The organism is Protofrankia coriariae, from assembly GCF_001017755.1.
Lineage (GTDB): Bacteria > Actinomycetota > Actinomycetes > Frankiales > Frankiaceae > Protofrankia > Protofrankia coriariae.
In genome coordinates this window covers 18,191-29,205 of the sequence record NZ_JWIO01000012.1, presented here as the reverse complement: position 1 = coordinate 29,205, position 11,015 = coordinate 18,191, and the positions used below count along the sequence as shown (strand labels likewise).

At 72.4% G+C, this 11,015-nt stretch carries 8 protein-coding genes and 2 pseudogenes (1 of these 10 cut by a window edge); 5 read left to right on the top strand and 5 right to left on the bottom strand.

The window, feature by feature from the left end; genetic code table 11:
- Positions 1–929: serine/threonine-protein kinase (locus tag FrCorBMG51_RS30965; protein ID WP_047222732.1), on the bottom strand; the 929-nt coding region annotated here is incomplete at its 3' end.
- 235 nt (positions 930–1,164) lie between these two features.
- Positions 1,165–3,096 (bottom strand): hypothetical protein, encoded by a 1,932-nt coding sequence (locus FrCorBMG51_RS09255; protein WP_139342099.1) that lies wholly within the window; start codon positions 3,094–3,096, stop codon positions 1,165–1,167.
- Between the two features lie 400 nt (positions 3,097–3,496).
- Here FrCorBMG51_RS09255 and FrCorBMG51_RS09250 point away from each other — a divergent pair, with 400 nt between their 5' ends.
- The 4 genes and pseudogenes from FrCorBMG51_RS09250 to FrCorBMG51_RS34560 all read left to right on the top strand — a co-directional run bounded on the left by FrCorBMG51_RS09250 (position 3,497) and on the right by FrCorBMG51_RS34560 (position 7,999).
- Complete coding sequence (locus FrCorBMG51_RS09250; protein ID WP_052914507.1) at positions 3,497–4,054, top strand: cytidine deaminase; 558 nt, start codon at positions 3,497–3,499, stop codon at positions 4,052–4,054.
- A pseudogene (locus FrCorBMG51_RS09245) lies at positions 4,051–5,350 on the top strand (thymidine phosphorylase). The gene FrCorBMG51_RS09250 and the pseudogene FrCorBMG51_RS09245 overlap by 4 nt, the downstream one beginning before the upstream one ends.
- Positions 5,351–5,611: 261 nt before the next feature.
- The gene (locus FrCorBMG51_RS09240) at positions 5,612–6,703 is read left to right on the top strand and encodes an adenosine deaminase (protein WP_047222676.1); all 1,092 of its coding nucleotides are present in this window, start codon (positions 5,612–5,614) and stop codon (positions 6,701–6,703) included.
- Positions 6,704–6,799: 96 nt separating this feature from the next.
- Positions 6,800–7,999 (top strand): DNA-3-methyladenine glycosylase I, encoded by a 1,200-nt coding sequence (locus FrCorBMG51_RS34560; RefSeq protein ID WP_476742137.1) that lies wholly within the window; start codon positions 6,800–6,802, stop codon positions 7,997–7,999.
- Between the two features lie 79 nt (positions 8,000–8,078).
- Here the strand turns inward: FrCorBMG51_RS34560 and deoC are convergent, their stop codons facing one another.
- Positions 8,079–8,672, bottom strand: coding sequence for a deoxyribose-phosphate aldolase (gene deoC, locus FrCorBMG51_RS09225; RefSeq protein ID WP_235433449.1), 594 nt, complete (start codon positions 8,670–8,672; stop codon positions 8,079–8,081).
- A 302-nt stretch (positions 8,673–8,974) separates the two neighbouring features.
- Here deoC and upp point away from each other — a divergent pair, with 302 nt between their 5' ends.
- Complete coding sequence (gene upp / locus FrCorBMG51_RS09220; RefSeq protein ID WP_047222674.1) at positions 8,975–9,598, top strand: uracil phosphoribosyltransferase; 624 nt, start codon at positions 8,975–8,977, stop codon at positions 9,596–9,598.
- Here the strand turns inward: upp and FrCorBMG51_RS34555 are convergent, their stop codons facing one another.
- Both FrCorBMG51_RS34555 and FrCorBMG51_RS34550 read right to left on the bottom strand, forming a co-directional pair.
- On the bottom strand, positions 9,599–9,868 hold the full coding sequence (locus FrCorBMG51_RS34555; protein WP_338052720.1) for a hypothetical protein: 270 nt from the start codon (positions 9,866–9,868) through the stop codon (positions 9,599–9,601).
- Between the two features lie 292 nt (positions 9,869–10,160).
- Positions 10,161–11,015: pseudogene (locus FrCorBMG51_RS34550) on the bottom strand (phosphohexomutase domain-containing protein) (its annotated part continues 219 nt past the right edge of the window); the annotation flags it as partial.

Sequence of the window (11,015 nt, the reverse complement as noted above, 5' to 3'; positions counted from 1 at the left end):
CCCGCCGGTGCCCGCGGCGGACGCTCACGGTCGGTACGGCCCGCGCGGGTGCCCGGCAGCCGCCGGGAGGCCTCCCGTTCGCTGACCTTCCGCAGCCGTCGCCGGGTCAGGGACAGCGACGGGCGGTCAGCGGGCTGCACCGCCAGGAGGTCGGCGAGAATCGGCGCGAGGGCCCCGGCCAACCGGAAGGGATGGCGTCTGCCCTCGACGATCGCCGTCAGCGTCGCGATGGCGCTGTCGCGCTCGTAGGGCGTGCCACCCTCGACCGCGGTGAACAGGGTCGCGCCCAGCGCCCAGATGTCGCTGCCCGGGCCGCCGGCCTCCCCACGAGCCCGTTCCGGGGCGATGTAGGACGGTGAGCCGAGCAGGATGCCGGTGCGGGTCAGGGTCGGATCCCCGGCGGACAACGCGATGCCGAAGTCCGTCAGCCGGGCGCGCCGGTCCGCGCTGATCAGGACGTTCGCCGGTTTGACGTCCCGGTGGACGATCCCGGTCCGGTGCGCGGCCTCCAGGGCGTAGGCGAGGCTGATGCCGATCCGGGCCACCCGCTCACGCGGCAGCGGGCCCTCGTCGTAGATGATCTCTGCCAGGGAGCGGCCTTCCACGAGCTCCATGACGATCCACGGGCGGCCGTCCGCCTCGAGCACGTCGAAGACCGGGACGAGCCCGGGATGTTGGACCCGGCCGGCCGAGCGCGCCTCGCGCAGCACCCGCTGGCGCAGGATCGCCCGCTCGTCGGCGGAGATCGACGGTGGGAGGCGGATCTCCTTGACGGCGACGTCCCGCCGCAGCAGTTCGTCGGTGGCCGCGTACACCACACCGAAACCGCCGCGGCCGAGTTCGGCGCCGAGCCGGTAACGACCCGCTACGAGCTGGCCGGAATCCGGTTCCTGTCCGGTTTTCGACGTCGGGTGGCGTTCGAGCGGCATCCGGCCGTCCCACCTCCTCGTGGACTTTGCTCGTGGACATTGCCCCTGGACATTGCCCGTGGACTTCGCTCGTGGGCTTCGCCCGTGGACTTCGCCCGTGGACATTGCCCGTACTCGTGGACATCGCCCGTGGACGTCGCTCGGCCTACTTCATCACACGTCGACCGCACCGGTTCAGGGCGCGTTGTATACCGGCGCCACGAGCTATCCAGCAGAGGACGTCCAGCGCGGGGTGTCACGGAAGGCGCCAGACGTACACGCCACCGGTGAGCTCCGGCGGCTGCCCGGTCAGCGACGTCACCGTGTCGCGCAGGCCGTCCCGGTGCCTTGCCGGGCCGAGCACGACCGCGCGCACACCGAGCTCGGCGAAGTCGGCGCGGCTTCGGGCGATCTGTGCCGGGGCCACCGGACCGGTGAAGCTGCCGCTTTCGATGTCGTCAAGTAACTGAGCTGTCACCGTCGGCTTTTTTCCGCCCATGTAGGCCTTCCCGTCGTGGCCCGGACCGATGAAGTAGCCGCCCGGCATCGAGAAATGGAAGTCCGCCGCGGTCTGCCAGGACATCGCGGTTGCCCGCAACCCGGTCGGATAGGGCAGGAGAAGCCCGTTGGAGCCGGCCGGAAGGGTTTTCACGGCGTCGGTGGTGAAGAACGCGGGCACGTCGGGTGAGCGTTCGACGGTGTACGGCCGAGGAATCAGTGGGAGCACGCAGGCCACGGCAAGGGCCACCGCTGCCGGGACACCGGCAGCTGCGAGCCGGGCAGTCGCCGGGACACCGGCAGCTGCGAGCCGGGCAGTCGCCGGGACACCGGCGGCGGCGAGCCGGGCAGGCAGGCGGTCCAGGGCGCAGGCGAGCACGAGCCCGGCCATCAGAGCGGTGCCGAGGGAGAACCGGTTCGGCAGGGCGGCATCGAAGACCGGCAGGCCGGCGACCAGGCCCCAGGGCAGCCGCAGGCCCGTCTCCACGTTGTTGACCAGCAGCGTCTCGCCCAGGGAGAGGACCGCCAGCACCGCGCCGGTGAGCCCGGCTATCCGTATCCGCAGGTCGCGAAAGCCCAGGACGACGGCGCACACGCACACGCTCAGCAGGGGCCAGCCGAGGAAGCTCATGTACTCCGGCGCACCGCCGGGGAACTCGGCCGCCCGCGCGCTCTGCGCGGATGTCGCGAGCCACTGGCGTTCGGAGGGGACGTACAGGCCGGTCAGATCGCTCTTGAAGAAGTTCGCCAGGAACGGGCTGCCGTGGGCCCGCAACGACCCGAGGAACTGGATGCCCAGCGGCACCGCGGTCAGCGCCAGGCAGGTCAGGAAGGCGATCGCGAACGTGCGCAGCGGCCCGCCGGTCAGGCGGAGGTACCCCGGCCGGCTCACCAGCAGCAGGACGATCCCGACGGCGGCCGTCACCGCGGTGATGAACAGCACCTCTTCGCCGGTCAGCAGTTGCAGGCCGGCGCCGACGCCGAGCGGTACGCCGGTCCGTGCCGGCCGGTGCGTCCCCCGGACGGCGTCCACGACAAGGCCGAGCAGCAACGGTACGGCCGGCGCCAGTGCCAGGCTGAGATGCCCCGTCCCGGCCGCGACGAGCGCCGGCGAGAAACCGTAGACGAGCCCGGCCACGTAGGCCGCCGCGGTACGCACCCGCAGTTTCCGCGCGAGCAGGTAGGCGCTGAACGCGGACAGCGAGAACGCCAGCATGACGAGCAGGTTGTAGGAGGCCACCGGTCCGGCGGCCCGGGTCACCGGCGTCAGCAGCAGGCCGGGGACCAGTACGGACGTGTTCCACAGCGCGTTTATCCCCTCCGGCGCGTTCGCCAGGTGCGTGACGAAGGGGTTCGACAGGTTCGTGACGGCGTGCGCGGTGTGCGCCAGCCACCAGCAGTACAGGGAGGTGTCGTTCGGGTTACCGGCGATGATGTTCCGGGTCGGGTCGGACCACACCCGGGCGGTCAGCAACAGGGCCAGCAGGAGATAGCTCGACCCGATCAGGGTGTGCGTCCGGAGGCGCCCGCGCCGCCGCCCGCGGACGGCCGTACCGCCGGCTGCGGCCGGCTCCGTGACCGGCTCCGTGACCGGCGTTGCGCCGGGCTCTGGGGCGGGCGCGGCCCGGCGGACGGTCAGCGGCGTGGCTTTCTCCCCGGTCGCAGGCGTGTCCGTGTCGGCGGGATCCAACGCGTCCTCCTGTGGCCGACAACGTGTGAGCGCGGCCATACCGTCCGTTTATCAGGGCGTCGTTTGTCGATCGAACGCTCTGTCCGCGACCGTTCTTACTCTGCGAATCAGCAGCATTACATCAGTCGCTGTCACCGCAGGTCCGACAGTCGCCGTCCGGACAGTCGCCGTCCGGAGAAGCGCCGTCCTCGACACCGGGAGCCCTGTGACCGGCGGGCCGGCAGTAGCGATCATGTTTCCCGCGTGGCCGGCGGCCCGGGCCGGCGAGCGCCGGGCAGGCCTGGGCCGCGAGTGTGTTTCTCCGCACGGCCGGGAGTCGGCTTCCCGGGGCGTCCGGGTGGGGCATGCTGGACTGTGCGCTGTCACCCGGGAACGGGTCCAGGCCTCCGGGAGGTGTCGCATGGCAGCAGGAAGCGCTCCTGGGGGTGGTCCCGCGGGCGGCACCGGAGCTGGTCCCGCGGGCGCGTCCGCGGTGGATGCCGTCGACTGGCGGTGGCTGCGGGCCGAGGCGGCCCGGGTGGCGGCCCGTGCGTACGCCCCGTACTCACGGTTGCATGTTGGTGCCGCCGCCGTGGTGGACGACGGCAGACTGGTCGTGGGCTGCAACGTCGAGAACGTCTCCTACGGTCTCACGCTGTGTGCTGAATGCGTGCTGGTGGGCGCTCTGCACACCGCAGGCGGCGGCCGGCTGGTGGCGTTCGTCTGCGTGACCGGCACCGGTGCGCCGGTGCTGCCCTGTGGCCGCTGCCGACAGTTGCTGTACGAGCACGGCGGCCCGGATCTCCTCGTGGCGACGGCCGGTGGCCCGCGCCGGCTGGCGGATCTGTTGCCGGACGCCTTCGGCCCCGCCGACCTGCCATCCACCGACCTGCCACCGCCCGCTACCCGCGCCACCGGTACAGGCGCAGAGACCGGACGGGACGCCGGCACAGGCCAGGACGATGGTGACTTTCGGTGACTTTTCACGTCGTCGACCTGATCCGGACGAAGCGGGACGGCGGCCGGCTGCCCGACGCGGCCGTGGACTGGCTGATCAGCTCGTACACGGCGGGCGCCGTCCCCGACGAGCAGATGGCGTCCTATCTGATGGCCGTGGTGTGGCGCGGCATGCGGCCGGCGGAGCTGTCCCGGTGGACCGCGGCGATGGTCGCCAGCGGCGAACGGCTCGACCTGTCCGGGCTTGGCCGCCCGACCGTGGACAAGCACTCGACCGGCGGTGTCGGCGACAAGGTCTCGCTGGTCCTGGTGCCGCTGGTGGTGGCCTGTGGCGCGGCGGTGCCGCAGCTCGCCGGCCGCGGGCTCGGCCACACCGGCGGGACCCTGGACAAGATGGCGGCCATCTCCGGCTGGCGGGCCTCGCTGGCCCCGGAGCGGATGCGGTCGGTGCTCACCGACGTCGGCGGGGTCATCGCNNGGCGGGGTCATCGCCGCCGCGGGCGCCGGCCTGGCCCCGGCGGACCGGAAGCTGTACGCGCTGCGGGACGTGACCGGCACGGTCGAGTCGATCCCGCTGATCGCCTCGTCGATCATGAGCAAGAAGATCGCCGAGGGGACGTCCGCGCTGGTGCTGGACGTCAAGGTCGGCTCGGGCGCCTTCATGACGGCCCAGGCGCCGGCCCGGGAGCTGGCCGAGACCATGGTCACCCTGGGTGACGCGGCCGGGGTGCGCACGGAGGCGCTGCTGACCGGCATGGACACCCCGCTGGGGCGGACCGCCGGCAACGCACTCGAGGTCGACGAGGCGGTGGCGGCCCTGCGCGGCGGCGGCCCGGCCGATCTGGTCGAGGTGACGGTCGCGCTGGCCAGGCGGATGCTCACCCTCGCCGGGCTGGCCGGCGGCCCGGACCCGGCGGACGTCCTCGCGGCGGGCCGGGCGCACGACGTGTGGCAACGGATGGTCACCGCGCAGGGCGGCGACCCGGACGCGCCCCTGCCCGTGGCCCGGCACGTCGAGACGCTGCCCGCGCCCGCGACCGGTTTCCTGCGCCGGCTGGACGCGCGCGCCGTCGGCCTGGCGGCCTGGCGGCTGGGGGCGGGCCGGGCGCGCCAGGACGACGAGGTGTCGGCGGTCGCGGGTGTGCGGTGGTTCGCCGGCCCCGGTGAGCGGGTCGTCGCCGGGGCACCGCTGCTGGAGCTGCACACCGACGACCCGGCCCGGCTGGCCACCGCCCGGGCGGCGCTCGCCGACGCCGTCGAGATCGCGGACACGCCGCAGTCCGTCCAGCCGCTCGTCCTCGCCCACGTCCACCTGTAGGCGGCCTACCTGCAGGCGCTGGCTGGCGGATGCCGGTCACCGGCATCCCGGATACCTACCGATGGTTTTCGCCGGTGATTTCTGCCGACAGATCTTTCCGCGGTTCCCCGCCCGTTTCGGTTCTTTCTGGTGGATTCTCCCGGGTGGCTCCCCCGAGTAGATCTCCGTTGCCGGGATTCGCTGGTAGATCCTCTGTTCGGCTCACCATCTGGGCACAGGACCTGGGGAGGACGGCCGCGCCTTCGGATATATGTTCGGACGATGACCGTGTCCGCGCCGTCCCCGCCCACGCTGGAGGCCATCCGGCGGGTGCCCAAGGTGCTGCTGCACGACCATCTCGACGGTGGGCTGCGGCCGGCGACCGTCGTCGAGCTCGCGGACGAGGTGGGCTACGGCGGGCTGCCCACCACCGACGCGGACAAGCTCGCGACCTGGTTCCGCGGCGGCGCCCACAGCGGGTCTCTTGTGCGCTATCTGGAGACGTTCAGCCACACTGTCGGGGTGATGCAGACCCCGGGCGCGCTCGCCCGGGTCGCCCGCGAGTGCGCCGAGGATCTTGCCGCCGACGGTGTCGTCTACGCCGAGGTCCGTTTCGCCCCCGAGCTGCACGTCGAGCGGGGGCTGGCGCTCGATGCGGTGATCGAGGCCGTCATCGACGGGTTCCGGGCCGGCTCGGCCGGTACCGGGCTGAAGATCCGCGCCCTGCTGACCGCGATGCGCCACGCGGCCCGCTCGCTGGAGATCGCCGAGGCCGCCGTCCGATGGCGGGACCGGGGGGTCGTCGGTTTCGACATCGCCGGGGCCGAGGCCGGCTACCCGCCGACCCGTCACCTCGACGCGTTCCAGTACATGCAGCGGGCCAACGGCCACTACACGATCCACGCCGGGGAGGCGTTCGGGCTGCCGTCCATCTGGGAGGCCCTGCAGTGGTGCAACGCCGACCGGCTCGGCCACAGCGTCCGGGTCACCGACGACATCACCGTCGACGCCGACGCGAACGCGATCCTCGGGCAGCTGGCCAACTACGTACGGGACGTCCGCGTGCCGTTGGAGATGTGCCCGACATCCAACGTGGACACGGGCGTGTGCGCGAGCATCGCCGAGCATCCGATCGGCCTGCTGCGCAGGCTGCACTTCCGGGTGACGGTCAACACCGACAACCGGTTGATGAGCGGGGTGACGCTGTCGAGCGAGTTCGCCGCGCTGGTGGACGCCTTCGGGTACGGATGGCCGGACATCCGCTGGCTGACGGTGAACGCGATGAAGTCGGCGTTCATCCCGTTCGACCAGCGGCTGACGCTCATCAACGACGTGATCAAGCCCGGGTTCGCGCCGGTGTGCGGCGATGGGTGACCCGCAGCCCGACCCGTCCGCCCCAACCGGCCCGGACGCCGGCTCCGGGCGGGCCGGGGCGCCCGGCGGTGCNGGGCCGGGGCGCCCGGCGGTGCCGTGACCGGGCCGGACGGGCGCCCGCGCTGCCCGTGGGCGCTGTCCGCGCCGGAATACATCTTCTATCACGACGACGAATGGGGACGCCCGGTCCGCGACCGGGCCGGGCTTTTTGAACGGCTCAGCCTGGAGGCGTTCCAGTCCGGTCTTTCCTGGCTCACCGTCCTGCGTAAACGGGATGCCTTCCGGGCCGCGTTCGCGGATTTCGACCCGGTGGCTGTCGCGGCTTTCGGCCCGGCCGACGTCGAACGGCTGGTGGCGGACGCGGGAATCATCCGCAACCGCCGGAAGATTCTCGCGACAATCACCAACGCCCGGGCGCTGCTGGCGCTGGACGGGTCGTTCGAAGAACTGATCTGGTCGTTCCGGCCCGTGACCACGGCAGTGCCGCTGGTAACGGCGGACCTGCCGGCGGCCANNNNCGGCGGACCTGCCGGCGGCCACGGCCGAGTCGGCGGCGCTGGCCCGGGAACTGAAATCCCACGGCTTCGTCTTTGTCGGCCCCACGACAGCGTATGCGCTGATGCAGGCGTGTGGTCTGGTCAACGACCACCTTGCGGCCTGCGCGGTCAGGAGCTTGGGGGGCTGACCGGCCCCCGCGTCGCCGGTGTCTGCGAGCCTCTCCGCGCTCCGGCCGCGCCGCGCGTGAACCGGCCGCACCGGGCCGCTCCGCTACCATGGCTGATCATGTCGGACGTGATGGTACTTGCGATTGTCAGTGTTGTCGTCACCGGCATCGGCGCGCCGGGAATCACCGCTTTCTCCGGCCGTATGGAAACACGACGATCACATCGTCTCGCCGTTCAGAAAGAATGTCGTGACGTGTTGGACTTCGCCGCCGAGCAGCTGACCCGGTCCCAGCTGGTAACTGCCTACTGTATTTCACTGTGGTCCCGGGGAATCATGGATGGCGACGACGAGGCGATAGAATATCTGAAGCGCCGGAACCACGCGAACGAAATGGCCCGGACCGCCTACGGGCGGCTGCGCGTCAGATTCGGCCCGACCGCCCCGGTCACCCGTCACTACGACGACGCCGTCGAGTGCATGCGACGGCTGACCGACGTGCTGCGGGGCTACCGGGCCGGCGACACCTACGGCGCCTGGGAGCAGCAGGCCGGCGCCGAGTCCGCCGAACTGACCGCGGCCGGCACCAAGTTCCTCACCGCCGCGAAGAAGGCCCTCTCCGCCCAGCGGTAGGCGCCGCCGCGGGGCACCGGCCCTGACACGGGACCGTGGCGCTACTCCGGGACAGCGGCCCTGACGCGGGACCCGGCGCTTACTCCGGGACACCGGCGAGCACGTCCCGGGTGGCGGACATGCCCAGCCTGGTCGCGCCGGCGCCGACGAAGGCGAGAGCCTGTTCGGCGGTACGGATGCCCCCGCTGGCCTTGATCCCGAGCCTGCCGCCGACCGCCGCCGCCATCGCCCGCACCGCCCGCAGGCTCGCCCCGCCCGCCGGATGGAAACCCGTCGAGGTCTTCACGAACTCCGCGCCACCGGCCTCCGCGGCCCGGCAGGCCGCCGTGATGCTGGCGTCCGGCAGCAGCGCGCTCTCGATGATCACTTTGAGGATCACGTGCGGTGGGACGGCCAGCCGCACCTCGGTTATCTCGGTCTCGATCGACCGCCAGTTCTCCTCCATCGCGCAGGCCAGGTCGATCACCAGGTCGATCTCGTCCGCGCCGTCGGCCACCGCCCGGCGGGCCTCCTGCGCCTTGACCGCCGTCAGGTGGGTGCCGTGCGGGAACCCGATCACCGAGGCCACGGCGAACGCCGGGTCGTCCGCCGCCGCCCGCTCGTCCTTCGGCCGACCCCGGCGGGCCGCGGCGGCGNNGACCCCGGCGGGCCGCGGCGGCGGCCAGGTAGACATGGGTGGGCGCCACACATACCGCGCCGACGCCCAGCTCGGTGGCCTCGCCGCACAGCGCGAGGATTTCCTCCCCGGTCGCCTCGGGGCGCAGCAGGGTGTGATCGATCATCCGGGCGAGTTCGGACCGGCGCGGGGCAGCGGGAGGGCCCGGCACCGTCGCACCGGTTCCACCGGTTCCACCGGTTCCGGCGGGACGGTCCGCTCCGGCTGGAAGGCTCGTCATAGCGTCCATCATTACGGGTGAAGTGGCAGCCGGAGTTCCACCGGGCCAGGTGAAGGCCCTTGGACGGCGGGAGGCAGTTGTGCGGGTCGACGTCGTCGAACATCCTCTGGTGGCAGCGCGGCTGACCGTGCTGCGCGACAGGGGGACGCAGCCGCCGGTGTTCCGCGCGGCGCTGCGGGAGCTGTCCACAATGCTGATCTACGAGGCCGCCCGGGAGTTGCCGGCTGTCCAGCACACCGTGGCCACCCCGCTCACCCCGGCCGTGGGCAGCCGGCTGGCCACGGCGCCGATCGTCGTGCCGGTCCTGCGGGCGGGGCTGGGGATGCTGGAGGCGGCCCTCGGTCTGCTGCCCGAGGCCCGGACCGGCTTCGTCGGCCTGGCCCGGGACGAGCGGACCTTCCAGCCCCACGCCTACCTGGAGTCACTGCCGGCGAACCTCGCCGACTATCCCGTGCTGCTCCTCGACCCGATGCTCGCCACCGGCGGATCAGCCGCGCACTGCCTGAACCTGCTGGCCGAGCGTGGGGCGAAAGGCATGGTCCTGGTCTGCGTGCTCGCCGCGCCCGAAGGGGTCGCCGCGCTGGACGCGGGCGATTTCGACGTGCGGATCGTCACCGCCTGCATCGACGAACGGCTGGACGACGACGCCTTCATCGTCCCTGGCCTCGGCGACGCAGGCGACCGCCAGTTCGGCGCGGTCTGATCAGCGGCCGAGGAGGAACTGGCGGACGGCGTCGCCGAGTGTGGCCAGGCGGGTGCCCGCCTCGTGGCGGGTGAGCGCGAGGCTGTCGGCGTCCGCCGTGGGCTCGACCGGGACGGTCACTTCCAGGTAGGCCTTGATCTTCGGTTCGGTGCCGCTGGGACGGACGACCACCCGCCCTCCGCCCGCCAGCCGAAAAATGACTACGTCCGCGGACGGCACCTCGTCCCCCGCCGTGCCGGTACGGGCAGACCCATCGGCGAGGGCGGGCATACCTGTTGTCGTGGGCGCGGCGGCCGGCGCAGGCCCGGTGGCTGGGGTGGGTGTGGTGGCGAGGTCGTGGATGTCGAGCACGTCGACGGTGCCGATCCTCGCCGGGGGCTCGGCGCGCAGCGCGTCCATCACGGCGGAGATCCGCGCGCTGTCGGTGACCCGGACGGACACCTGGGCGGTGGCGTGCAGGCCATACCGGCGGACGAGATCGTCNCCGGCGGACGAGATCGTCGAGCCGGTCGAGCAGGGTCCGGCCGTGGCGTTTCTCCGCCGCGGCGATCCCGGCGATCGCCAGGGCCGCGGTGATCCCGTCCTTGTCGCGCACGAGCGTCGGCGCGACCGCGTAGCCGAGCGCCTCCTCGTAGCCGAAGACGAGGCCGGCGTGCGCCCGCATGATCCATTTGAAGCCGGTGAGGGTCTCGAAGCAGGGGACATCGTGTGCGGTCGCGAGCGTCGCCAGCGCGCCCGAGCTCACGATCGTCGTGGCGACCGGGCCGGGCCGGGCGCGCAGCACCTCGTCCGCGAGCAGCAACCCGACCTCGTCGCCGGTGAGGACCCGGCTGCCGACCGCGGCCGCGCAGCGGTCGGCGTCCGGGTCGTTGGCGATGACGACATCGGCGTCCACCGCTCGGCCGAGGGCGAGCACCCGGTCCAGCGCGCCGGGTTCCTCCGGGTTCGGGAACGCGACGGTCGGGAAGTCCGGGTCGGGACGGGCCTGTTCGGCCACCACGAACGGCGCGGCAAGGCCGGCACGGGTGAACACCGCGGTCAGGGTGTCCGCGCCCACACCGTGCAGCGGCGTGTACGCCACCCGCAGGTCAGCGAGATCGCCTGCGGCCAGATCTCCCGCGGCGAGGCTGCCGGTGGTGCCGGTGCCGGGCGGCCGCAGCGTGGCCGCGGCCGCGGCCACATAGGCGGTGTGGATCTCCGGGCCGAGGTGGATCCAGCCGTCACCAAGGGGGAGGGAGGCGGCCGGTCCGACGGCGTCGATCGCAGCCTCGATCTCGCTGTCGACGGGAGCGACGATCTGTGCCCCGTTCGCCGGATCGCCGGGCGGCGCGCCCAGGTACACCTTGTAGCCGTTGTCGGTCGCCGGATTGTGACTTGCGGTGACCATAATGCCGGCGTCCGCGCCGAGCCGGCGGAC